The 23,641-nt window shown below is 71.3% G+C and carries 23 protein-coding genes; 16 read left to right on the top strand and 7 right to left on the bottom strand.

Annotated features, from left to right (window positions below; all coding sequences use genetic code 11):
- The first annotated feature begins 78 nt into the window (after positions 1-78).
- On the top strand, positions 79-1,221 hold the full coding sequence (locus ACIPSA_RS03780) for a carbohydrate kinase family protein (protein ID WP_402628387.1): 1,143 nt from the start codon (positions 79-81) through the stop codon (positions 1,219-1,221).
- Between the two features lie 261 nt (positions 1,222-1,482).
- On the opposite strand, the gene ACIPSA_RS03775 is transcribed toward ACIPSA_RS03780, so the two are convergent.
- Positions 1,483-2,190, bottom strand: a complete 708-nt coding sequence (locus ACIPSA_RS03775; protein WP_402628385.1) for an FAD binding domain-containing protein — start codon at positions 2,188-2,190, stop codon at positions 1,483-1,485.
- Positions 2,191-2,433: 243 nt separating this feature from the next.
- Between ACIPSA_RS03775 and ACIPSA_RS03770 the strand changes: the two genes are divergently transcribed.
- The 8 genes from ACIPSA_RS03770 (at position 2,434) to ACIPSA_RS03735 (ending at position 9,440) form a co-directional block, all read left to right on the top strand.
- Positions 2,434-3,501 (top strand): PhoH family protein, encoded by a 1,068-nt coding sequence (locus ACIPSA_RS03770; RefSeq protein WP_402628383.1) that lies wholly within the window; start codon positions 2,434-2,436, stop codon positions 3,499-3,501.
- 15 nt (positions 3,502-3,516) lie between these two features.
- On the top strand, positions 3,517-4,014 hold the full coding sequence (gene ybeY, locus ACIPSA_RS03765) for an rRNA maturation RNase YbeY (RefSeq protein WP_402628381.1): 498 nt from the start codon (positions 3,517-3,519) through the stop codon (positions 4,012-4,014).
- Between the two features lie 10 nt (positions 4,015-4,024).
- Entirely contained in the window at positions 4,025-5,332 is a 1,308-nt protein-coding gene (locus tag ACIPSA_RS03760) for a hemolysin family protein (protein WP_402628379.1), read from the top strand.
- A complete protein-coding gene (locus tag ACIPSA_RS03755) occupies positions 5,329-5,688 on the top strand; it encodes an MmcQ/YjbR family DNA-binding protein (RefSeq protein ID WP_402628377.1) in 360 nt (119 codons plus the stop codon). Before ACIPSA_RS03760 ends, ACIPSA_RS03755 begins: the two co-directional genes overlap by 4 nt.
- A 59-nt stretch (positions 5,689-5,747) precedes the next feature.
- Positions 5,748-6,101, top strand: coding sequence for a cytidine deaminase (locus ACIPSA_RS03750; protein ID WP_402628375.1), 354 nt, complete (start codon positions 5,748-5,750; stop codon positions 6,099-6,101).
- A 233-nt stretch (positions 6,102-6,334) separates the two neighbouring features.
- Positions 6,335-6,811 (top strand): hypothetical protein, encoded by a 477-nt coding sequence (locus ACIPSA_RS03745; protein ID WP_402628374.1) that lies wholly within the window; start codon positions 6,335-6,337, stop codon positions 6,809-6,811.
- 178 nt (positions 6,812-6,989) lie between these two features.
- Positions 6,990-8,318 (top strand): beta-xylosidase, encoded by a 1,329-nt coding sequence (locus tag ACIPSA_RS03740; RefSeq protein WP_402628373.1) that lies wholly within the window; start codon positions 6,990-6,992, stop codon positions 8,316-8,318.
- Positions 8,319-8,408: 90 nt separating this feature from the next.
- On the top strand, positions 8,409-9,440 hold the full coding sequence (locus ACIPSA_RS03735) for a WxL protein peptidoglycan domain-containing protein (RefSeq protein ID WP_402628372.1): 1,032 nt from the start codon (positions 8,409-8,411) through the stop codon (positions 9,438-9,440).
- Here the strand turns inward: ACIPSA_RS03735 and ACIPSA_RS03730 are convergent.
- Both ACIPSA_RS03730 and ACIPSA_RS03725 read right to left on the bottom strand, forming a co-directional pair.
- Positions 9,334-9,672, bottom strand: a complete 339-nt coding sequence (locus ACIPSA_RS03730) for a P-II family nitrogen regulator (RefSeq protein ID WP_402628370.1) — start codon at positions 9,670-9,672, stop codon at positions 9,334-9,336. The genes ACIPSA_RS03735 and ACIPSA_RS03730 overlap by 107 nt on opposite strands.
- On the bottom strand, positions 9,669-10,979 hold the full coding sequence (locus tag ACIPSA_RS03725; RefSeq protein ID WP_402628368.1) for an ammonium transporter: 1,311 nt from the start codon (positions 10,977-10,979) through the stop codon (positions 9,669-9,671). The genes ACIPSA_RS03730 and ACIPSA_RS03725 overlap by 4 nt, the downstream gene beginning before the upstream one ends.
- A 142-nt stretch (positions 10,980-11,121) precedes the next feature.
- On the opposite strand from ACIPSA_RS03725, the gene era reads away from it, so the two are divergent.
- Positions 11,122-12,084, top strand: a complete 963-nt coding sequence (gene era, locus ACIPSA_RS03720) for a GTPase Era (protein WP_402628366.1) — start codon at positions 11,122-11,124, stop codon at positions 12,082-12,084.
- A 22-nt stretch (positions 12,085-12,106) separates the two neighbouring features.
- A complete protein-coding gene (locus ACIPSA_RS03715) occupies positions 12,107-12,520 on the top strand; it encodes a hypothetical protein (protein ID WP_402628364.1) in 414 nt (137 codons plus the stop codon).
- Positions 12,521-12,527: 7 nt separating this feature from the next.
- Here ACIPSA_RS03715 and ACIPSA_RS03710 read toward each other — a convergent pair whose 3' ends face one another.
- The 4 genes from ACIPSA_RS03710 to ACIPSA_RS03695 are packed head-to-tail and all read right to left on the bottom strand — an operon-like array spanning position 12,528 to position 16,515.
- Complete coding sequence (locus ACIPSA_RS03710) at positions 12,528-13,781, bottom strand: MFS transporter (protein WP_402628363.1); 1,254 nt, start codon at positions 13,779-13,781, stop codon at positions 12,528-12,530.
- The gene (locus ACIPSA_RS03705; protein ID WP_402628362.1) at positions 13,778-15,109 is read right to left on the bottom strand and encodes a GH1 family beta-glucosidase; all 1,332 of its coding nucleotides are present in this window, start codon (positions 15,107-15,109) and stop codon (positions 13,778-13,780) included. Before ACIPSA_RS03705 ends, ACIPSA_RS03710 begins: the two co-directional genes overlap by 4 nt.
- 47 nt (positions 15,110-15,156) lie before the next feature.
- Positions 15,157-15,423, bottom strand: a complete 267-nt coding sequence (locus ACIPSA_RS03700; protein WP_402628360.1) for a protealysin inhibitor emfourin — start codon at positions 15,421-15,423, stop codon at positions 15,157-15,159.
- A 21-nt stretch (positions 15,424-15,444) separates the two neighbouring features.
- Positions 15,445-16,515, bottom strand: coding sequence for a M4 family metallopeptidase (locus ACIPSA_RS03695; protein WP_402628358.1), 1,071 nt, complete (start codon positions 16,513-16,515; stop codon positions 15,445-15,447).
- Positions 16,516-16,849: 334 nt separating this feature from the next.
- Between ACIPSA_RS03695 and leuA the strand changes: the two genes are divergently transcribed.
- From leuA to ACIPSA_RS03670, 5 genes are all read left to right on the top strand, one after another.
- On the top strand, positions 16,850-18,571 hold the full coding sequence (leuA, locus tag ACIPSA_RS03690) for a 2-isopropylmalate synthase (RefSeq protein ID WP_402628357.1): 1,722 nt from the start codon (positions 16,850-16,852) through the stop codon (positions 18,569-18,571).
- A 184-nt stretch (positions 18,572-18,755) separates the two neighbouring features.
- Positions 18,756-19,454, top strand: coding sequence for a TerB family tellurite resistance protein (locus ACIPSA_RS03685; RefSeq protein WP_402628355.1), 699 nt, complete (start codon positions 18,756-18,758; stop codon positions 19,452-19,454).
- Positions 19,455-19,597: 143 nt separating this feature from the next.
- Positions 19,598-21,673, top strand: coding sequence for an MMPL family transporter (locus tag ACIPSA_RS03680; RefSeq protein WP_402628353.1), 2,076 nt, complete (start codon positions 19,598-19,600; stop codon positions 21,671-21,673).
- 47 nt (positions 21,674-21,720) lie between these two features.
- On the top strand, positions 21,721-22,947 hold the full coding sequence (locus ACIPSA_RS03675; protein ID WP_402628351.1) for a sensor histidine kinase: 1,227 nt from the start codon (positions 21,721-21,723) through the stop codon (positions 22,945-22,947).
- Positions 22,944-23,609 (top strand): response regulator, encoded by a 666-nt coding sequence (locus ACIPSA_RS03670; RefSeq protein WP_402628349.1) that lies wholly within the window; start codon positions 22,944-22,946, stop codon positions 23,607-23,609. The genes ACIPSA_RS03675 and ACIPSA_RS03670 overlap by 4 nt, the downstream gene beginning before the upstream one ends.
- Positions 23,610-23,641 lie beyond the last annotated feature (32 nt).

Below are 23,641 nucleotides of genomic sequence, written 5' to 3'. Positions count from 1 at the left end.
GGCTCCGGCGCGAGAGTCGCCGTCCCGTGCGCGGCGTGGTGCACACTGGCCAGAACCGCACCAGCCAGGGAGCGCACCGTGACCGCGTCCAACGCGTCTGCCGGAGAGGAACCGGAGCACCTCACAGACCCGCAGCAGTGTCCGGGCCAGGTCGACCCGCTGGCCGCCCTGCGCACGCCGTACGACCCGCCCTGGGACGTCTACCTGACGGGCACCGTCTTCCTGGACATCATCTTCACCGGCCTCGACTCGGCCCCCGTGCGCGGGACCGAGTCCTGGGCGCGGGGCATGGGGTCGAGCCCCGGCGGTGTGGCGAACATGGCGACGGCCCTGGCCCGCCTCGGCCTGCGGACCTCCCTCGCGGCCGCCTTCGGTGACGACCACTACGGCGAGTACTGCTGGGACGCGCTCGCGCAGGGCGAGGGTATCGACCTGTCCCCGTCGCGCACGGTCCCGGGATGGCACTCGCCGGTCACGGTCTCCATGGCGTACGAGGGCGAGCGCACGATGATCTCCCACGGCCACGAACCGCCCCCCGAGGAGCCTGCCCCGGACTGCCCGCCACGCGCGCGTGCCGCGGTCGCGTCCCTGACGCCCGGCAAGAGGGCTCCCTGGATCGCCCAGGCCGCGAGCGAGGGCACGCGGATCTTCGCGGACGTCGGCTGGGACGACACGGGCACGTGGGACTTGGCCGGCCTCGCCGACCTGGCGCACTGCGAGGCGTTCCTGCCGAACGCCGAGGAGGCCATGCGCTACACCGGCGCCGGCTGCCCGCGCGCGGCGGCCCACGCCCTCACCGAGTTCGTACCGCTGGCGGTCGTCACCCTCGGCGCGGAGGGCGCCTACGCCGTGGACCGGCGGACCGGGGAGGCCGCCGAGGTGCCCGCGATCGCCGTCGAGGCCCTCGACCCGACCGGCGCCGGGGACGTGTTCGTCGCCGGCTTCGTCACCGGGACCCTGGCCGGGTGGCCGCTGGCCGACCGCCTCGCCTTCGCCGGGCTGACGGCCGCGCTGTCCGTCCAGGAGTTCGGTGGCTCGCTCTCGGCCCCCGGATGGTCGGAGATCGGGGCGTGGTGGCGGAGGGTGCAGTCGGTGGAGGGACAGGATCCGGCCGCGCTGCACAGGTACGCGTTCCTGGAGCACCTCGTCCCGGAGGAACAGGTCAGCCCCTGGCCCCTGCGCCGCGCGGTACCGACGATCGGCTTCCGCCGCTCGGCCTGAGAACCGGCCGGCCCGGACCGCACGGCTCGGCAGCGGTCGCGGACGGGGACCGGTCCGGGCGCCGCTCCCCGGTTCCGGGCCCCTGCGGTCTCCGCGCTCCCGGCACGCCGGCGGCCGGGCCGCCGCGGACCTGTTCCACGCCGATGACCCACCTCGGTCGTACCGAGCGCGCGGCAGCCGCCGCGACCGCGGGCCGGTCCGGACAGGCCCTGGGTCAGGGCCGCCTCCCAGGGCCCGGTCGACACGGCACCCTCGCGCAGGTCAGTGGTCGGACGCCCGGGTCAGGACCTCGGTGATCTGGTCCCGGAGGGCCTCGCGGGCCGGGTCGGGGAGGGCGTCGAGGGCGGTGTGGCTCAGGGCGTCGAAGAGCCGGCCGGGGGTGGCGTCGCGGGGCAGCGTCTCGGTGAGCACCTCGTAGCCGTCGCGGACGGCGACGCGGAGCTCGGTGGCGTGTGCGGCGGCCGCCACTATGAGCGGCGGCTCACCGCCCGCCTCGCCGGACAGCTTGCGGTAGCCGCTGGCCAGGGGCGTGCGCCAGCGGAGCTTCAGCAGGATGGGGCGCTTCGCCAGGACCTCGGTGAGGTCGGTCTCGTAGGTGCCGTCCGTCTCCAGCACCACGGCACGCGCGTCCAGGACGAGAGCCGCGGGCAGCAGGTCGCGCAGCGCGCTGCCGACGAGGTTGCCGCCGACCGTCGCGGCCCTGCGCACCGCACCGGTGCCCACACCGGCCGCCGCCCGGCGCAGCACCTCCGGCACCCGCTCGTCGACCTGGTGCAGCAGCACCGCCCCGCCCATCTCCTCGGCCCCGATCACCCGTGCCTCGGGCACCTTGCGCAGCGACACCGCCTGCTCGGGGAAGCCGTCCCGTTGCCAGGCGGCCCACACGAGCGTGGCGCCGCCGACGGGTATCGCCCCCTCGGCCAGACACTCCTGCGCTCCGGGCACGGACGTGGGCAGACGCAGCAACATGGCGGCCGACCTGCTTTCTTCGGACAGGTGGCCCTGGGGTGACGTGGCCCACGACCACGTGCGGCGGTGACACGGCGCATTCTGCCCACGCGCCCGGGAGCGCATGCAGGGCTCACCGCTGCACATCGGGCGCCGAAAAGGCCTACGGCGTTGACAGCGCCCCGTCGTACTCTTGGAATCGCGAGGCCGCCCTCAGCTACGCGGCCGTGACGAGGAGGAACCGCAGGCCTACAGCGCCGGCCCATGACTCAGACACCCACAGCTCACACCCCCGCGCAGGGGCAGGCGAGAGCACAGTTCACGGTCCCTGCCCAGCACCCGATGGTCACCGTGCTGGGTTCCGGCGACTCGCTCCTGCGCGTGATCGAGAAGGCCTTCCCGGCGGCCGACATCCACGTCCGGGGCAATGAGATCAGCGCGGTCGGCGACGCCGGTGAAGTCGCCCTCATCCAGCGCCTGTTCGACGAGATGATGCTGGTGCTCCGCACGGGGCAGCCGATGACGGAGGACGCAGTGGAACGCTCGATCGCGATGCTGCGGGCGAGTGAGAACGGGGAGGGCCCGGCGGAGACCCCGGCCGAGGTCCTGACACAGAACATCCTGTCCTCGCGCGGCCGCACGATCCGACCCAAGACGCTCAACCAGAAGCGCTACGTCGACGCGATCGACAAGCACACGATCGTCTTCGGCATCGGTCCCGCCGGCACCGGCAAGACCTATCTCGCCATGGCCAAGGCGGTGCAGGCCCTGCAGTCCAAGCAGGTCAACCGCATCATCCTGACCCGCCCCGCGGTCGAGGCCGGCGAGCGACTGGGCTTCCTGCCCGGCACGCTCTACGAGAAGATCGACCCCTATCTGCGCCCGCTGTACGACGCGCTGCACGACATGCTCGACCCGGACTCGATCCCCCGCCTGATGGCGGCCGGGACGATCGAGGTCGCGCCGCTCGCCTACATGCGCGGACGCACGCTCAACGACGCCTTCATCATCCTGGACGAGGCCCAGAACACGAGCCCCGAGCAGATGAAGATGTTCCTCACCCGCCTCGGCTTCGACTCGAAGATCGTGATCACGGGTGACGTGACGCAGGTCGACCTGCCCAACGGCACCAAGTCCGGTCTGCGCCAGGTGCAGGAGATCCTGGAGGGTCTGGAGGACGTCCACTTCTCCCGGCTGTCGTCCCACGATGTCGTACGGCACAAGCTGGTGGGCCGTATCGTCGATGCGTACGAGGAGTACGACAGCAAGCACGGCACCGAGAACGGCACCCACAAGGGCGGCCGGAGCAGGTCCGGGCACAAGGGGAAGTAGAGACACGGCAGCACCATGTCGATCGACGTCAACAACGAGTCCGGAACCGAGGTCGACGAGCAGGCGATCCTCGACATCGCCCGCTACGCGCTCGCGCGGATGCGCATCCACCCGCTCTCCGAGCTCTCGGTGATCGTCGTGGACGCCGACGCCATGGAGCAGCTCCACATCCAGTGGATGGACCTGCCGGGGCCGACCGATGTCATGTCCTTCCCGATGGACGAGCTGCGGCCGCCGTCCAAGGACGAGGAGGAGCCCCCGCAGGGACTCCTCGGCGACATCGTGCTCTGCCCCGAGGTCGCCGCCAGGCAGGGGGCCGAGGCGCCCACGCAGCACTCCATGGACGAGGAGCTCCAGCTGCTCACCGTCCACGGCGTGCTGCACCTGCTCGGCTACGACCACGAGGAGCCCGACGAGAAGGCCGAGATGTTCGGGCTGCAGGCCGCCATCGTCGACGGCTGGCGCGAGGAGAAGGGCCTGACCGGCCCGTCCCCGGCGCCGACGGTTTCGTAGAGCGGGTGCGATGAGTCCGCAGATCGTCGTCGGAGCGATCGCACTGGTCGTCGTCGCCTGGCTCGCCGCCTGCGCCGAGGCCGGCATCGCGCGTGTCTCCAGCTTCCGCGCGGACGAGGCGGTGAAGTCCGGGCGCCGGGGCAGTGCCAAACTCGCCCAGGTCGCCGCCGACCCGACCCGCTACCTCAACGTGGCGCTGCTGGTCCGCGTCACCTGCGAGATGGCGGCCGCGGCGCTGGTGACGTACGCCTGCCTCCAGGAGATCGAAGTGACCTGGCAGGCGCTGCTGGCCGCGATCGGCGTCATGGTGCTCGTGTCGTACGTCGCCGTCGGCGTCTCCCCGCGCACCATCGGCCGCCAGCACCCGCTGAACACCGCGACGGCGGCCGCGTACGTGCTGCTGCCGCTGGCCAGGATCATGGGCCCGATCCCCTCGCTCCTGATCCTCATCGGCAACGCCCTGACCCCCGGCAAGGGCTTCCGCCGGGGGCCCTTCGCCTCCGAGGCCGAGCTGCGCGCGCTGGTCGACCTCGCCGAGCAGGAGTCCCTGATCGAGGACGAGGAGCGCCGCATGGTGCACTCGGTCTTCGAACTCGGAGACACGCTGGTCCGGGAGGTCATGGTCCCCAGGACCGACCTCGTCGTCATCGAGCGCTACAAGACGATCCGTCAGGCCCTGACGCTGGCGCTGCGCTCGGGCTTCTCACGCATCCCGGTCACGGGCGAGAGCGAGGACGACATCGTCGGGATCGTGTATCTGAAGGACCTGGTCCGCAAGACGCACGTCAGCCGCGACACCGAGAACGACCTGGTGTCCACGGCCATGCGGCCGGCGTTCTTCGTGCCCGACACCAAGAACGCCGGCGACCTGCTGCGCGAGATGCAGAAGGAACGCAACCACGTCGCCGTCGTCATCGACGAGTACGGTGGCACCGCGGGCATCGTCACCATCGAGGACATCCTCGAGGAGATCGTCGGCGAGATCACCGACGAGTACGACCGCGAACTCCCGCCCGTGGAGGAGCTCGGCGACGACCGTTACCGGGTCACCGCCCGCCTCGACATCACGGACCTCGGGGAGTTGTACGGCCTGGAGGAGTACGACGACGAGGACGTGGAGACGGTCGGCGGACTGCTGGCGAAGGCGCTGGGCCGGGTGCCCATCGCCGGCGCCTCGGCCGAGGTCGAGCTCCCCGACGAACGCAGGCTGCGCCTGACGGCGGAGGCCGCCGCCGGACGCCGCAACAAGATCGTGACGGTACTGGTGGAGCCGGTGGCGCCGCCGCCGGAGCAGGAACCGGAGCAGGAGCCCGAGTGACGCCCGAGGAACTGCGTGCCTTCTGCCTGTCGTTCAATGCCGCGGTGGAGGACTTCCCGTTCGACCCGGGGATCTCGGTCTTCAAGGTGCGGGGCAAGATGTTCGCGCTGAGCCGGCTCGACGACCGGCCCGTGAAGATCAACCTCAAGTGCGACCCGGAGGACGCGGTCCGGCTGCGCGATGAGTACGAGGGCCTGATCGCCCCCGGGTACCACATGAACAAGCGGCACTGGAACACCGTCACCGTCGACGGTGAGCTCCCGGACCGGCTGGTCCGGGAGCTTGTCGAGGACTCGTACGACCTGGTCGTCGCCGGTCTGCCGCGAGCCGAGCGGCTCCGCCTCGACCGTCCCTGAGAGGGCCCGGAGGGTCGCCCGGCGGCAGGCCGTACCGGATGATCCGTATGCTCGGGGGCATGACCGACAGCAACGCGCTTGACCCCGAGGACCGCAAGATCGTCACCCTGGCCCGTTCCGCGCGGGCCCGCAACGGTGTGCCCGAGGGCGCGGCGGTACGGGACGAGACGGGCCGTACGTACGTCGCCGGCACCGTCGCCCTCGACTCCCTGAAGCTCAGCGCCCTGCGGACCGCGGTGGCGATGGCGGTGGCGTCCGGCGCGAAGTCTCTTGAGGCGGCGGCGGTGGTCACGTCGGCCGACAGCGCCTCGGCGGAGGATCTCGCGGCCGTCCGTGACCTTGGCGGGGCGGGGACGCCGGTGCATCTGGCTTCGCCGGACGGGGTTGTCCGGGTGACCGTTTCCGCCGGTTGACGTACCAGGGGGCGCCGCCCCCTGGACCCCCGTTGCTTGAAGAGTTACCGAACGACAGGTCGGCCGGAATTCAACCTTGTCGGATCCTTGCCTCTTGCGCATCAATGAGAACGCAAGTTCCGACGGGTCGTCAGATTCGTAGCCCTCAGTGTGTCCGCACCCACCTGACGGTGTGTATCTCCCGCCCATCCCCACATGGCATTCCCACACAACGGGAAGGGAGCCGGATCCCCATGAGAGGCAAGCGATCAGCAACCGGTGCGGCAATGGCGGTCGGGGCCCTCGCGGTCACCGGGCTGGCCTTCGCGCCCACGGCCGCCGCCGTCACGCCGACGACGGCGACGGTCACCGCCAGCTGCGGCATCTTCGGCGGGGGCGCGGCGACGCTCACCGCGACGCAAACGGGCACCTCGGCCACCATCACGCTCACGTCGACCGCGATCACCGCACCACTCGCGCTGTCGGCGAACTCCATCACGTCCACGCTCACCATGGCCAAGGCCAGTGGCGGCACCACCGTCTTCAGCGGGACGGTGAACCCGGCGATGGCCACCGGCGCCGCCGTCACCGTCGGTCCGCTCCCCGGCACCGTGGCCTCCGGCGACAGCCTGGACTTCTACGGCGGCTCGCTCAAGATGGTGATCTTCGGTGTAACCGTCACCTGTACCACGGTCGCGAAGCAGTCACCCGGCCCGTTCGTCTTCGACTGACCGGCGTGCTCCGCTGACCGGCGCGTTCCGCTGAGCGATCTGTTCCGGATGCCGCAGAAACTGATGAACCGTCAGCTTTCTGCGGCATCTCCATTGACTTCTCACGTGGCCTGCACATCAATGGCCCCCTGTCGGCGCAGACGAGCCGCTGCGCCCGCAACCCTTCAGGAGGGGGCCCATGGGTTCGACACCCCGAAGATCCCCAAGGTGGCGCTGGGCATCGTTGCTCGGTGCGACCGTGCTCGCGGTCACCGCGGGCGGCGCGCTGGCCTGCCCGGCCGGCGCCGCGGGCACCAACGTGGACTTCGCCACCCACTGCATCCCGCCGGCGATCGCGGGCATCCCGCCGATCGACGGCACCACCACCGCGAACGTCTCGGTGGACAACACCAGTCCCAAGGTCGGCGACACCGTCACCGTGACCTACACGGTGGTCACGCCCGCCGCCAGCAACCCCACCGACCTCGCCCTGCCGGCCGACATCATGACCCCGACCGGCAAGGTCACCCTCGGCGGCGCGCAGACCGGTGACGTCACGGTCGCCGGGCCGAAGAAGAACGACCCGGTGCCGGGGAAGGGCGCCTTCCCGTCGTTCTCCATGACCGGGACGTTCACCGTCACCCAGCCCGGCGCGATCACCCTCTCGCCCGGCGACTACAACATCCACACCAGCTACATCCTGGAGCTGGACACTCCGTGCACGGTCACCAATCCACCCGCACCGGTGTCGGAGACCGTCACGGCGACCTCGAGCACGCCCACCAACACCCGTGCGATCTCGCTGGGTTCGGCATCCGGCAACCCGGGTGACAGCGTCACCGTCAACGGCAGCAACTTCACGCCGGGCGCGACCGTCACCCTCGCCGGACGGTCCGGGGGCACCCAGACCGCGGACACGGCCACCGCGACCGCGAACGCCCAGGGCTCCTTCAGCGCCCCGATCACCGTCAACGACAAGACGACGACCGGGATCGTGGCGTACGAGGGAAGCTCCTGGAACGCGGACAAGGGGGCCGGCCCCGCCGCCTACGTCGTGAACGACACCACGCCCGTTCCCGACGGCAGCCAGAAGCTGACCACCACCGTGAAGGCGGGGACCCTGTCCATGTCGCAGGCCGGGGACGCCGTCGCGCTCTCGGCGGTCGACTTCGGCAAGGGCGGCGCCTCCACGGGCTCCCTGCAGACGGTGACGGTCAAGGACTTCCGCGGCGGACCCGCGGGCTGGTCCCTGACCGGCAAGGTCACCGACTTCACCGGTCCCGGCGCCAAGATCGATGCCGGGAAGCTGAGCTGGACCCCCGCCTGCGTGACCAAGGCGGGCAGCCCGAGCACCTGCAAGGCCGGTTCGGCGGGCACGGTGGGCGGTTCGGGAGCGACCCTGGCGTCGACCCCGGACTCCACGCTCACCGGCGGTGAGTTCACCGTGGATGCCGGACTCTCCCTGGACGTACCGGCGTTCACGCCTCCGGGCTCGTACTCCGGCGTCCTGACCCTCACGCTCACCTGATCCGCCCTCTCGGTGGCCGGGCGCCCGACCGCACCGGGGCCGCACCCGCCCGACCGCCGAACCGACTCCGCCCGCAGGGGGTCCGCACCCATGCGCAAGCCGAATGCCCTCCTCCTGAGCCTCCTCGGCCTGTTCTCGGGCCTGTTCTGCGGGCTGACGACCGGGTCCGCGCACGCCGCCGACAACGGCAGCTGGTCCGTCTACCCCGTCTCCTCCCGCGTCGCCGCGCGGCCCTACTTCTACCTCTCCGCCGACCCCGGGCAGACGATCACGGACAAGGTGGCCGTCGCCAACAAGACCGGGAAGCCGCTCACCTTCCGGCTCTACGCCGCCGACGCCTACAACACCGCCCGCGACGGAGGCTTCGCCGTACGCACGCTCAAGGAGCGGATGCGGGGCGTGGGCGCGTGGGCGAAGCCCGCGAAGTCCCGGGTCACCGTCCCCGGACACAAGACGGTCACCGTGCCCTTCACACTGCGCGTCCCGCGGGGCGCCGAACCGGGCGACCGCCCGGGCGCGATCGTGGCGCTCGACGAGCGGATCGACAAGGGCTCCGGCTCACTCGCGCTCGGGGTGCAACGGGCCGTCGGCGCCCGCGTCTACCTGCGGGTGAGCGGCCCCACGCTCCCCGCGATCTCCGTCGAGAACGTGCACGTCACCCACCACCAGCCGCTCGTACCCGGCCTCGGCGACAGCACCGCGACGGTCTCCTACACCCTGCACAACACGGGCAACGTCACCCTCGACCCGAAGGTGGAGCTCCGCGCGCGGGGACTGTTCGGCCGTACGCTCCTGGCGCGCGACCTGACCCGGATCCCCTCCGAGCTGCTGCCGGGCCAGCGGGTCCGGCTCACCGAGCCCTGGCGGGACGCACCCCAGCTCGACTGGGGAGACATCACGCTGACGGCGAGCGCCACGGGCACCCGGGAGTCGGCGAGCGCGTCGTTCTTCGCGCTGCCGTGGCTGGTGGTGGCGGTGGCGTTCGTCGCCGGAGTCGTCGGCGGGGTGCTCCTGGTCAGAGCGCGTCGGGGCCGCGCTCGCCGGTCCGAACCCGTACGATCGTCTCCACCGGCACGGCCCAGACCTTCCCGTCCCCGATCTTCCCCGTCTGCGCGGCCTTGACGATCGCGTCGATGACGGCCTCCGCGTCGGCATCCTCCACGACGACCTCGATACGGACCTTGGGCACCAGGTCGACCCGGTACTCGGCCCCGCGGTACACCTCGGTGTGGCCGCGCTGGCGGCCGTACCCGCTCGCCTCGGTCACGGTCAGGCCGTGCACGCCGAGCTCCTGGAGGGCGGTCTTGACCTCGTCGAGCCGGTACGGCTTGACGATCGCGGTGATGAGCTTCATGCCTGGGGCTTGACCTTCTGGGCGGTGGGGACGACGGAGTGGGCGACCGGGGCGCCGTGGCCCAGGACCCCGTGATCGTAGGCCGTCTCGGCGTGCACCGTAAGGTCCAGGCCGGTCAGCTCCTGCTCCTCGCTCGCGCGCAGGCCCATGGTCCTGTCGATCGCCTTGCCGATGCCGTACGTGACGCCGAAGGCGTAGGCGGCCACGACCACGACGGCGACCGACTGCTTGCCGAGCTGGGCGAGCCCGCCGCCGTAGAAGAGACCCTCCGCCCCGCCGGTCATCGCCTTCTCCGCGAAGACGCCGATGAGGAGGGTGCCGACGATGCCGCCGACCAGGTGGACGCCGACGACGTCGAGGGAGTCGTCGTAGTCCAGCTTGAACTTCCAGCTCACCGCGTAGGAGCAGACGGCACCCGCGGCGAGGCCGACGACCAGGGCGCCGAGCAGGGAGACCGAGCCGCAGGACGGGGTGATGGCGACCAGACCGGCCACGGCACCGGAGGCCGCGCCGAGCGTGGTCGGGTGGCCGTCGCGCTTCTGCTCGACGAAGAGCCAGCCGAGCAGGCCGGTGCAGCCCGCGGCGAGGGTGTTGAGGAAGACGGCCGCCGCAAGCCCGTTGGCCCCCAGGGCCGATCCCGCGTTGAAGCCGAACCAGCCGAACCAGAGCAGACCGGCGCCGAGGACGACCATGGGGAGGTTGTGCGGCCGCATGGCGTCCTTCTTGAACCCCAGCCGCGGGCCGAGCACCAGGCACAGCGCGAGGCCGGAGGCACCGGAGGCGATCTCGACGGGCAGACCGCCGGCGAAGTCGAGGGCACCGAGGTGATGCAGAATCCAGCCGCCGGGGCCCCAGACCCAGTGGGCGACCGGAACGTATACGAGCAGCGCCCAGACGGGCACGAAGACCAGCCATGCGCCGAACTTCGTCCGGTCGGCGATCGCGCCGCTGATCAGCGCCGCCGTGATGATCGCGAAGGTCAGCTGGAAGGTGGCGAAGAGGAGGGTGGGGACCGTGCCCTGGACGCTGCGGGGCCCGATGCCGCTCATGCCGGCGTGGTCGAGCCCGCCGATGAGTCCGCCGCCGATGTCGTCACCGAAGGCGAGGGAGTAGCCGGCCGCCAGCCACACCACCGTGACCAGGGCGATCGACACGAAGCTCATCATCAGCATGTTGAGGGCGCTCTTCGTGCGGACCATGCCGCCGTAGAAGAGGGCCAGGCCCGGGGTCATCAGCAGGACCAGGGCGGTGGCGGCGAGCAGCCAGGCGGTGTCGCCCGTGTCTGCGGTCGCTGCGGCGAGGGTCACGGTCGTCTCCAACGGTGTGGGGGCTCGTCAGAGATTCCTGGGTACGCGTTTCCGGTCGCGTACGGGTGTGTTTCCGTGACGTTTCGTTGCGAGGGGATTACCGGAACCTCACGGTGCGGCCCGGCTCTGTGGATCAGGGAGAATGGGCGCCATGAGCGTTCGCACCCAGTCATCCGAGCAGTCGGCCGAGGCCGTCCACCGCGCCGGCTTCGCCTGCTTCGTGGGCCGCCCCAACGCGGGCAAGTCCACCCTCACGAACGCTCTGGTCGGGAAGAAGGTGGCGATCACCGCGAACCAGCCGCAGACCACGCGGCACACGGTACGCGGCATCGTGCACCGGCCCGACGCCCAGCTGATCCTGGTGGACACCCCCGGTCTGCACAAGCCGCGCACACTGCTCGGCGAGCGCCTCAACGACGTGGTCCGCACCACGTGGGCCGAGGTCGACGTGATCGGCTTCTGCCTTCCGGCGAACGAGAAGATCGGCCCCGGTGACCGCTTCATCGCCAAGGAGCTGGCCGGGATCCGGAAGACCCCGAAGGTCGCCATCGTCACCAAGACCGACCTGGTGGACTCCAAGGCCCTCGCCGAGCAGCTGATCGCGATCGACCAGCTCGGCAAGGAGCTGGGCTTCGAGTGGGCGGAGATCGTCCCGGTGTCCGCGGTCGGCGACAAGCAGGTGGGCCTGCTGGCCGACCTGCTCGTCCCGCTGCTGCCGGAGGGCCCGGCGCTCTACCCCGAGGGTGACCTCACGGACGAGCCCGAGCAGGTCATGATCGCGGAACTGATCCGCGAGGCCGCCCTGGAGGGCGTCCGCGACGAGCTCCCCCACTCCATCGCGGTGGTCGTGGAGGAGATGCTCCCGCGTGAGGACCGCCCCGCGGACCGTCCCCTCCTCGACATCCACGCCAACCTCTACATCGAACGCCCCAGCCAGAAGGGCATCATCATCGGCCCGAAGGGCAAGCGCCTGAAGGAGGTCGGCATGAAGTCACGCAAGCACATCGAGGCGCTCCTCGGGACTCCCGTGTTCCTCGACCTGCACGTGAAGGTGGCCAAGGACTGGCAGCGGGACCCGAAGCAGCTGCGGCGGCTGGGGTTCTAGGCCGGCCCCCTAGGCTGGCCGCATGGGCCTCTTCGACAGACTGACCGGCACCAAGTACCCGGAAAGCGGAGTGACTCCGCGTGCCTCCACGGAGGTCCGGGCCGCGTTGCTCGCGCTCAACGGGCCGGACGTGCCGTGGGTCGTGCGCAACGCCACCGCCAAGGAGGGCGGCGACCTGGTGGCGGTGTGGGAGGTGCCGGAGCTGAGGCTGACCCTCAAGACGCAGATGCGCCTGGTCTCGGCGAAGCACGAGCTGCGTACGATCGATGAGCAGTGGAGGGCACGGCCGGGCCGACGCGAGTACTCCCGTGGGCAGGTGACCGCGGTGTGGCACTACGGGGAACGCGAGTTCAGGACCGCGGACATGAAGGGCCCCCTGCGGAACGTGGTCCTCGGTGCGGGATGGATCTGGCGCGGAGCGATGTTCAAGCTGTGACCCGCCACTAGTCGACCCCCCGTATCCGGCCCACCAGCCCCGCCCCCGCCAGTCCGATCACCGCCGCCACCACGTACAGCACCCGGTATCCGCCGAGATACGTCACGATCGGCGCGGCGAGGGCGGGGGCCGCGACCTGGGGGAGGGCGTTGGCCACGTTGATGACGCCCAGGTCCTTGCCCCGGTCCAGCGCCGTCGGCAGGACGTCCGTCATCAGCGCGAAGTCCACCGAGGTGAACACGCCGAAGCCGATGCCCAGGACCGCCGCCGCCACGATCGCGCCCGGCCAGGTCTGCCACGCCGACAGCAGCGCCGTCGCCACCGCCATCAGCGCGCCAGACCAGAGCACGAACGGCTTGCGCCGGCCCACCCGGTCCGACCAGACGCCGCCGACCACGACCGTGCCCAGCAGCGTCAGACCGTTCACCGCCGTCAGGATCAGCACCCCTTCGTCGGGGTCGTGGTAGTGGATGCGGTCGCGCAGGTAGTACAGGAGGTAGAGCAGGACCAGGGAGTTGCTCAGGTTGATCAGGAAGCGGGTCAGCCAGGCCCAGCCGAGGTCGGGGTGGCGGCGCGGGCTCAGCCAGAAGCCCGCGAGGAAGCCCCGCCAGTCCCAGGGCGGCCGGTCCTCGTCCGCCAGCCGCAGGTCCTCGTGGCGCAGGACGTACGGCAGCACGCCCACCGCGGTGAACACCGCGCACGCGACATACCCGGCCCCGATCCCGCCCGCCGCCGTCGCCAGGCCCGTCCCGCCGACCACACCGAGGATCTGCGCCGCCCCCAGCCAGCCGCCCACCGCGCCCCGCTGGAGCCTGGGCACGCGGTCCGGCACCGCCGCCGTGACCGCCGCGAAGGCCGCGTTGAGCGTCAGCTGGACCAGGCACCAGCCCAGCGTCATCGTCCACACCCCGCCCGCTCCCGCGAGCAGCAGCAGCGACAGCGCACCGCCCGCCGTCCCGGCCACGATCCACGGCGTACGGCGGCCCCGGCGCGACGTCGTCCGGTCGGACAGCGCGCCGAAGAGCGGGTTGGCGACCAGGGACACGACCGCGCCCGCACCCGTGACCCACGCCAGCATCGTCTCCTTGGACATGCCGGAGCCGGGCGCGAAGTCCTTGGCCTGGGAGGCGAGCAGGATCTGCAGCGGGCCGAACCAGCCCACCCATATCGCCGCGTTGGCGAGCGAGAGCGCCGCCGTCCAGCCCCGGCCGACCCGCTCGACCGGCTCGGCCAGTGCGGCCGGCGGACGGGTCGTCGTCATCCCCCCGCCCCCTGTCTCTGCGCCCGCAGCACCTTCTGGAACCAGCGGTACGAGGCCTTCGGGGTCCGCACCTGCGTCTCGTAGTCGACGTGAACGAGGCCGAACCGGCGCGCGTACCCCTCCGCCCACTCGAAGTTGTCGAGCAGCGACCAGACGAAGTAGCCGCGCACGTCCACCCCGGCCTCCATCGCCCGGTGCAGCGCGCGCACATGGCCGTCCAGGTAGGCGATGCGGTCCTGGTCGTCGATGCCCTCGTACGAGCAGCCGTTCTCGGTGATGACGACGGGAGGCAGCCGGTCGCCGTAGCGGTCGCGGAAACCGGTGAGCAGCTCCGTGAGGCCCTCGGGAACGACGGGCCAGCCGAAGTCGGTCACCGGGCGGCCCTCGATCTCCCGGACGGAGAAGGGGAGTTCGGACGGGATCGTCAGACCGCCGAACTCGGTGTCCGTGCCCTGCGGCGCGCCCACCTTCGCCGGGGCGTAGTAGTTGATGCCGTACCAGTCGACCGGCTCGGCGATCACGTTCAGGTCCGAATGGACGTCGCCGGGCATCAAGTCACCCATTCCGTCCGGGTATTCGCCCAGGATGACCGGGTCGGCGAACAGCCGGTTGAGCAGCAGGTCGTAGAAGCCCGCCGCCTCCAGGTCGGCCGGCTCCTGCGACGCGGGCCAGGTCGGCCCGTGCGAGTTGGCGATCCCGATGTCCGTCGCCCCGGCCGCGCGCAGCGCCCTTACGGCCAGGCCGTGGGCGAGGAGCTGGTGGTGGGCCACCGGGAGCGCGTCGAAGAGGAGCTGTTTGCCCGGGGCGTGGGCGCCGATGGCATGGCCCAGCAGGGTGTGTTCCGCGGGCTCGTTGAGGGTGATCCACTTGGTGACGCGGTCGCCGAGCCGGGCGGCGACCACCGCGACGTGGTCGGCGAACCGCGCCGCCGTGTCCCGGTCCAGCCATTCGTACTCGACCGGCAGGTCCCAGTGGAAGAGGGTCGGGACGGGGCGCACGCCCGCCGCGCACAGCTCGTCCACCAGGCGGTCGTAGAAGTCGAGGCCGTTCGGGGAGTTCACCCGCGGCCAGGAGATGGAGAAGCGGTACGCGTCCACGCCCAGGCCGGCCAGGAGTGCCACGTCCTCGCGGTAGCGGTGGTAGTGGTCGCAGGCCACCGCCGCCGTCGAGCCGTCCTTCACCCGCCCCGGCTCCGCCGTGAACACGTCCCACACGGACGGCTCGCGCTCGTCCGCCGCGCCCTCGATCTGATGGGCCGAGGTCGAGACGCCCCACAGAAAGCGCTCCGGGAACTGAGGTATCGGGTTCGTCGCCATGGGCGCGATCATCCTTACCGCGGGTAACGGAAGTCAACGCCCCGGCGTGAACCCGTAGGTCATGCCCCTTCCTTCAGTACCCGCGTGATGAGCTCCCGCTGCTCCCGCGTCAGCCGGGGATCCGCCGCGTACACGGTCTTCCCGTCGACCGTGATCTCGTAGCCGAAGCCGTCCGGCACCCCGATGGGCGGCGAGCCCTGGCCGGCGGCGAATGCCTGCTCGGCCAGGGCCTCCCACTCGCGTGCGTCGGGCCGCCCCGAGGTGTCCACCTCGGCATGCCGCTCGATGCCCGCGAATCCGCCCGTGCGACTCACCTGAATACGCATGGGTCTCTGTCTAGTACGGAACTAGAGGGTGCGCACCCCCACCTGCTCCCAGGCCTTGGTGACGGCGTCCAGTTCCTCGCCCGTGCCGTAGCGTTTCCGTGCCGCCGAGACGGTCAGCGTGGCGAAGTCCGCGAACAGCGCGTCCTTCTTGAGCTCTCCGCCGGTCAGCGTGTCGTACCAGATCTGTCCGGCGCGCTCCCAGGCGTTGCCGCCGAGGGCCGTGGCGACCAGGTAGAAGGCGTGGTTGGGGATGCCGGAGTTGATGTGGACACCGCCGTTGTCGCGGCCGGTGCGGACGAAGCCGTCCATGGTCGCGGGCTGCGGGTCCTTGCCGAGGACGTCGTCGTCGTACGCCGTGCCCGGGGCCTTCATGGAGCGCAGCGCGGTACCGGTGACGCGCGGGGCGAGCAGCCCCGCGCCGATCAGCCAGTCGGCCTCGGCGGCGGTCTGGCCCAGCGAGTACTGCTTGATCAGCGAGCCGAAGACGTCGGAGATCGACTCGTTGAGGGCGCCGGGCTGGCCGAAGTAGGTGAGGTTGGCCGTGTACTGGGTGACGCCGTGGGTGAGTTCGTGGCCGATGACGTCGATCGGGATGGTGAAGTCGAGGAAGATCTCCCCGTCCCCGTCGCCGAACACCATCTGCTCGCCGTTCCAGAAGGCGTTGTTGTAGTCCTTGTCGTAGTGGACCGTGGCGTCCAGCGGCAGGCCGCTGCCGTCGATGGAGTCGCGCTCGAAGGCCTTCAGGTACAGCTCGAAGGTGGCGCCGAGGCCGTCATAGGCGCGGTTGACGGTGGAGTCCTTGCTCAGGGCGGCGCCCTCCGCGCGGACCTTCTTGCCGGGCAGGTCCGTGCCGTGGTGGAGGTCGTAGATGGTGCGGTGCGGCTTGCCGGCCGCGGCCGCGGCGGGCGCGGCGACGGACGGCGCGCCGATGACCGTGGTCAGGCGGCGGTGGGTGCGCTCGTAGGCGTCGCGCTCCAGGGTGCGGCGGGCGGGCCGGGCGAGCGTGGGGTCCTCGGCCTGGGCGAGCTTGTCGAGGACGTGCGGTGGCACGATCGTGCAGAAAACGGGCTCGAAGCCCCCGTTGGTGGTCATGCCCGGCACCCTTGCACTGTGTTATGCCGCTGTCACTACCCGCAACCATGATTGGTGAAATACGGGGACAAGAGACCCCAGGTTTCGTGACGGAGTGGTATGAGGCACGTTTTGTCCTACTTATCCCTCGGGTCCCGCATACTGATACAGGCCCGCGTATCCGGCGCGGCTCGGCTAGGCTGCGGAGCATCATGCGTTTCGGGCTGCTTCTCCTTAGCTGCCGCGGCGAGGGCCTGTAAGAGGCCGACTCCCTCCCCGCGGAGCTTGGTGTTGCGTCGTCGGCCGTCCTTCCGGACACCGGACACACCGGACTTCTAGAGGAGCCCACGCAATCATGGCGAACCGCCAGCAGCCCAGTTCCATGCCGATCCACAAGTACGGCCGGTACGAGCAGGTCGACATCCCGGACCGCACCTGGCCCGAGACGCGGGTCACCGCCGCCCCGCGCTGGCTCTCCACCGATCTGCGCGACGGCAACCAAGCCCTGATCGACCCCATGTCGCCCGAGCGCAAGCGCCGGATGTTCGACCAGCTGGTCAAGATGGGCTACAAGGAGATCGAGGTCGGCTTCCCGGCCTCCGGCCAGACCGACTTCGACTTCGTGCGCTCGATCATCGAGGAAGAGGGCGCGATCCCGGACGACGTGACGATCTCCGTACTGACCCAGGCCCGCGAGGACCTGATCGAGCGCACGGTGGAGTCCCTGAAGGGCGCCAAGCGGGCCACCGTCCACCTCTACAACGCCACCGCCCCGGTCTTCCGCCGGGTCGTCTTCCGCGGCTCCAAGGACGACATCAAGCAGATCGCCGTCGACGGCACCCGCCTGGTGATGGAGTACGCCGAGAAGCTGCTGGGCCCGGAGACGGAGTTCGGCTACCAGTACTCACCGGAGATCTTCACCGACACCGAGCTGGACTTCGCCCTGGAGGTCTGCGAGGCGGTCATGGACGTCTGGCAGCCCGGCCCGGGCCGCGAGATCATCCTGAACCTGCCCGCCACGGTCGAGCGCTCCACCCCCTCCACCCACGCCGACCGCTTCGAGTGGATGGGCCGCAACCTGTCCCGCCGTGAGCACGTCTGCCTGTCCGTCCACCCGCACAACGACCGCGGCACGGCCGTCGCCGCCGCCGAACTGGCCCTGATGGCCGGCGCCGACCGCGTCGAGGGCTGCCTGTTCGGCCAGGGCGAGCGCACCGGCAACGTCGACCTGGTCACCCTGGGCATGAACCTGTTCTCGCAGGGCGTCGACCCGCAGATCGACTTCTCCGACATCGACGAGATCCGTCGTACGTGGGAGTACTGCAACCAGATGGAGGTCCACCCGCGCCACCCGTACGTGGGCGACCTGGTCTACACGTCCTTCTCCGGCTCCCACCAGGACGCCATCAAGAAGGGCTTCGACGCCATGGAGGCCGACGCCGAGGCCAAGGGCGTCACCGTCGACGACATCGAGTGGGCGGTCCCGTACCTGCCGATCGACCCGAAGGACGTCGGCCGCTCCTACGAGGCCGTCATCCGCGTCAACTCGCAGTCCGGCAAGGGCGGTATCGCGTACGTCCTGAAGAACGACCACAAGCTGGACCTGCCCCGCCGGATGCAGATCGAGTTCTCGAAGCTCATCCAGGCCAAGACGGACGCCGAGGGCGGCGAGGTCACGGCCACCGACATCTGGTCGGTCTTCCAGGACGAGTACCTGCCGAATCCGGACAACGCCTGGGGCCGCATCCAGGTCCGCACCGGCCAGTCGACGACGGACACCGACGGCGTGGACACCCTCACCGTCGAGGCGACCGTCGACGGCGAGGACACCGTCCTGACCGGCACCGGCAACGGTCCGATCTCGGCCTTCTTCGACGCCCTGCAGTCCATCGGCATCGACGTACGCCTCCTTGACTACCAGGAGCACACGATGAGCGAGGGCGCCTCCGCGCAGGCCGCCTCGTACATCGAGTGCGCGATCGACGACAAGGTTCTGTGGGGCATCGGCATCGACGCGAACACGACGCGTGCGTCGCTCAAGGCGGTCGTGTCCGCCGTCAACCGCGCGACGCGCTGATACCGCTGACCGGGTGTTTCGGCGCCCCGGCCGCCATGTACGGCGGCCGGGGCACCGTCGTTTCTCGGCCATGTCCCGATGGAGGTCACGGAAAGGTCTCGTACGGGGTACTGACTCCACCTCAACAATGTGGCTAACATCACGCCAGCGCGGCGATGTTGCCGCGGGGTTACGGAGGTGCGACGTGCTGCCAGTACGGGGACGAGACGGCCGTGCCACCAGGCCTGTGCGCATTCTGGGTACCCGCACCGCGTGGACGCCCGTGGGAGACGGCGAGTTCTTCTGCCCCGGCTGCGGAGGGGACCGCAACTACCAGCGGCTCACCGGCCGCCGCCGCTTCACCCTCCTCGGTGTGCCCGTGCTGCCCCGCGGAACGACCGGCCCGGTCGTGGAGTGCGCTGCCTGCCGGCACCACTTCGGCACCGACGTCCTCGACCATCCGACCACCTCCCGCTTCTCCGCGATGCTCCGCGACGCCGTGCACACCGTCGCCCTGGCCGTGCTGGCCGCCGGCGGCACCTGCGCCCGTACGTCCGTGGAGGCCGCCGTGAGCACGGTCCGCGCCGCCGGCTTCCAGGACTGCACCGAGGACCAGCTCTGCGCGCTCGTCGAGGCCCTGGCCGCCGACACCGGCCGCTTCTTCGACCAGCCGGGCAGCGCGAGCCTGGCCATAGAGCTGCACGAGTCCCTCGACCCGCTGGCCCCGCACCTCGCCCCCGCCGGCCGTGACGCGGTCCTCCTCAAGGCCGCCCGCATCGCCCTCGCCGACGGCCCCTACACACCCGCCGAACGCGAGGCCCTGACCACCATCGGCGCCGCGCTCACCATCCGCGCGGACGACGTCATCCGGCTGCTCGCGGCGGCCGCCGGTACACCGACCTGATACTCCCCCGGGAGTAATCCGCCCGCCCGGCCACCCCTGGCAGTACTCCCGAACTCGCCCTCCCGCGCGATGAATCCCGCCCCCGGCGCCGGAAGTCTGGAGACCGTATCCAGACGTCCGCGCCGGAGGGAGGGCCCGTTTCCATGGGGGCCGCAGAAACGACACGTACACGACGACGCGCCATCCCCTGGCTGCTGCTCGCGCTGTGGATCGGCGTCCTGGCCGTTGTCTCGCCGTTCGCCTCGAAGCTCGCCGACGTACAGCGCAACCGGGTCACCGACTATCTGCCGGCGAGCGCCGACTCCACCCAGGTCGCGAAAATTCAGGACCGTCTGCCGGGCGGCGAGAGCACCGAACTGGTCCTCGTCTACCACCGCGACGGCGGCCTCACCGCCGCCGACCGGGCCACGGCGGCGGAGCAGGTCGCGACGGTCGCCCGGCAGCACACCCTGACCGGGACACCCCGGGGGATCCCGTCCAAGGACGGCACCACCCTCATGTACCCGGTCACCAGCAACGAGCCCGGCACCGACGAGAAGAAGCGCGACGCCCTCGTCGACGACGTCCGCAAGGCCGCCCGGGACAAGGACGGCCTCACGGTCGACGTCGGCGGCCCGAGCGCGCTGGCCACCGACGCGGGCGAGGTCTACCAGTCGCTCGGCGGACCGCTGCTCTACACCACGGTCGGCGTCGTCGCCGTCCTGCTGATCCTCATCTACCGCAGCCCGCTGCTGTGGCTGGTCCCGCTGGTCGTCGCCGGCACCGCCGACTTCCTGTCCATGGGCGTGGCCTACGGCCTCAACCAGGCCTTCGGCACGACCGTCTCGGGCCAGAGCCAGGGCGTGATGACCATCCTCGTCTTCGGCGCGGGCACCGACTACGCCCTGCTGCTCGTCTCCCGGTACCGGGAGGAGCTGCGGCGCCACGAGCGGCCGTACGACGCGATGCGAGCCGCCCTGCGCGGCTGCGGGCCCGCCGTGCTCGCCTCCTCCGGCACGGTGGCCGCCGGACTGCTGTGCCTGCTCGCCGCCGACCTCAACTCCAGCCGGGGGATGGGCCCGCTCGGGACCGTCGGGGTGCTGTGCGCCCTCGCCGCCATGCTGACGCTCCTGCCTGCCGTCCTCGTCCTGCTGGGCCGCCGGGTGTTCTGGCCGCTGGTGCCGGCGTACGGCAGCACGCCCAAGGCCCGCAGGTCGCTGTTCGCCGCGATGGGCAGCTCCGCAGGACGCCGCCCGCGCACCGTGCTCGCCGCCGGTGCCGTCCTGCTCGGCGCGCTCGCGCTCGGCGTCCTGAACCTGCCCGGCACGGTCAAACAGCAGGACACCTTCGTCGACAGGCCCGACTCCGTCGCCGCCATGCAGACCCTCGCCAAGGCCTACCCCGAGCGGTCCGCCCAGCCCGTCGACGTCATCACCCCGGCCGACCGGGCCGACGCCACCCTGGCAACGGCCCGGGGCACGCACGGAGTCGCGAGCGCCGAGCCGGTCCGTACAGGGGGAGGCTGGACCGAGATCTCCGTGATCGCCGCGGCGCCGCCCCAGTCCGCGGCCGAGACCGCCACCATCAAGGAGCTCCGGCACACGCTCAAGGGCTCCTACGTCGGCGGGCCCAGCGCCCAGCAGATCGACCTGGAGGACACCAACGCCCGCGACCGGCTGGTCGTCGTGCCGATCGTCCTCGGCTCCGTCCTGCTGATCCTGGTCGCCCTGCTGCGCTCCCTGGTCGCGCCTCTGATCCTGGTGGCCGCCGTGGTCGCGGTGTGGGGCGCGGCCCTCGGCATCGGCGGGCTGGTGTTCGAGCCGCTGTTCGGCTTCCACGGCACGGATCCCGGCCTCGGACTGCTGTCCTTCGTGTTCCTGGTCGCCCTCGGCGTCGACTACGGCATCTTCCTGATGCACCGCATGCGGGAGGAGTCGCTGAACGGCGCCGAACCGGCCGCCGCCGCGCTCACCGCGCTGCGCACCACCGGCGGGGTCATCGCCTCCGCCGGACTCGTCCTCGCGGCCACCTTCGCGGTGCTGACGAACATGGGCCTCGTCCAGCTCGCCGAGCTCGGCTTCGTCATCTCGGTCGGCGTGCTGCTGGACACCTTCCTGGTCCGCACGTACCTGGTGACCAGCGCGAGCGTGGCGCTGGGGCGGCGGGTGTGGTGGCCGGGCGCGCTGTCCCGGACGCCGGACCCGATGCGGCCGCGGCGCACGCCGGAGCCCGTGGCGTGAAGCGCCGGGCGCCCCCGCCTGCCGCGGGGGCGCCCGACTGACGGAGGATGAAGCCCGTGCAGGCAACCCTCAGCGACATCCGGCCCGGTCCGGGACCGCGGATCCGCGCGGCCCTCGGGCTCGCGCCCCGCGACACCCTGCGGCAGGACGCGAGCCTCGCGGCCGGCCTCGCCGTCGTCGCGTCCGTCCTCGCGGCCGCCGGCCTCGGCAGCGGGCGGGACCCGGACGCGCTCGGCTGGACCCTGCTGCTCTCGGCCCATGTGCCGCTGGTGTGGCGGCGGCGGGCGCCGGTGGCGGTGCTGTGCGTCGTGATCGCGCTGATCGCGACGTACCACAAACTCGACTTCAACCACTCCGCGCCCACCGCGGCCTCGATGGCCGCGCTCTACACCGTGGCGGAGACGCGCAACCTGCGGCGCACGCTGCCGATCGGGGCCGGCGTCATCGGGCTCATGCTGATCCTGAAGATCGACCACGGCATCGCCGGAGTCGCCGAGAGCATGCGCGTCACCGGCTGGGTCATCGCCATGCTCGTCATCGGCAGCTACATCCGCGTCCACCGCGAGAACGTCGCCGCCGCCGTCGAGCGCGCCGAACGCGCCGAGCGCACCCGGGAGGAGGAGGCCCGCCGCCGGGTCGCCGAGGAACGCCTGCGCATCGCCCGCGACCTGCACGACCTGCTCGCCCACAGCATCACCCTGATCGGCGTCCGGACCTCCGTCGCCGCGCATGTCCTGGCCGCCGACCCGGACCGTCTCGACCGGGCGGCCGTCGCCGAGGCCCTCGACGACATCGCCGAGACCTGCCGCACGGCACGCGGTGAGATCCGTACGACCCTGGAAGTGCTGCGCGACGGCGACCACGGCTCCCCGGAGACCCGCGGGCCCCTCCCCGGGCTGCACGGCCTGCCCGACCTCGCGCAGACCGCACGGGCCGCGGGCGCGAAGGTGGACCTGTCCGTACGGGCCGACGAGGTCCCGCCCGCCGTGGGCGCGGCCGCCTACCGGATCGTCCAGGAGGCCCTCACCAACGCGGTGCGGCACGGGGGCCGGGACGACCTGACGGTGGGCGTGCGGGTGTACGGGACGGAGGGCGCCCTGCGGGTCCGGGTCACCGACGACGGCACGGGCGCGGCCGACGGCACCCCCGGCTTCGGGCTGGTCGGAATGCGGGAGCGGGCGCGCAGCGTGGGCGGAACGGTGGACGCCGGGCCGCGGGCCGACGGGGAGGGCTACGAGGTGACTGCCGTACTGCCGCTGGAGGGAGCGAGATGACCCCGATCCGCGTGCTGCTCGCCGACGACCAGACCCTCGTCCGGGCCGCCTTCGCCATGCTCGTCGAGTCGGCGAAGGACATGGTGGTCGTCGGGCAGGCCGGCACCGGCCGGGAGGCCGTGGAGCTGGCCCGCCGGGAGCGCGCCGACCTCGTCGTCATGGACATCCGCATGCCCGACCTCGACGGCATCGAGGCGACCCGGCTCATCGCCGCCGACGAGGACCTGGCCGACGTGCGGGTCCTGGTCCTCACCACCTACGACACCGACGAGAACATCGTGGAGGCGCTGCGCGCGGGCGCCTCCGGCTTCCTGGTGAAGGACACCCGTCCGGCCGAACTCCTGGACGCCATCCGCACGGTGGCCGCGGGCGAGGCCCTGCTCTCCCCGGGCCCCACGGCACGGCTGATCGAGCGGATCCTGCGCAGCCCCTCGGCGTCTTCCACCGCCGGACCGGAATGCCTCTCCGAGCGGGAGCGCGAAGTGCTGGTCCTGGTCGCGCGGGGCCTCAACAACACCGAGATCGCCGAGGCGCTGGGCCTGAGCCCGCTGACGGCCAAGACCCACGTCAGCCGCATCATGGGCAAGCTGGGCGCGAGGGACAGGGCGCAACTCGTCATCGTGGCATATGAGTCGGAGCTGGTGATTCCGGGCAGCATTTGAATGCTCCTCTCTCTGAAGGGGAGGGGATTCCT

Source organism: Streptomyces sp. NPDC086549, from assembly GCF_044746205.1.
Taxonomy (GTDB): domain Bacteria; phylum Actinomycetota; class Actinomycetes; order Streptomycetales; family Streptomycetaceae; genus Streptomyces.
Note: the sequence above shows the minus strand (reverse complement) of the source record. Positions and strands in the feature narration are given on the sequence as shown.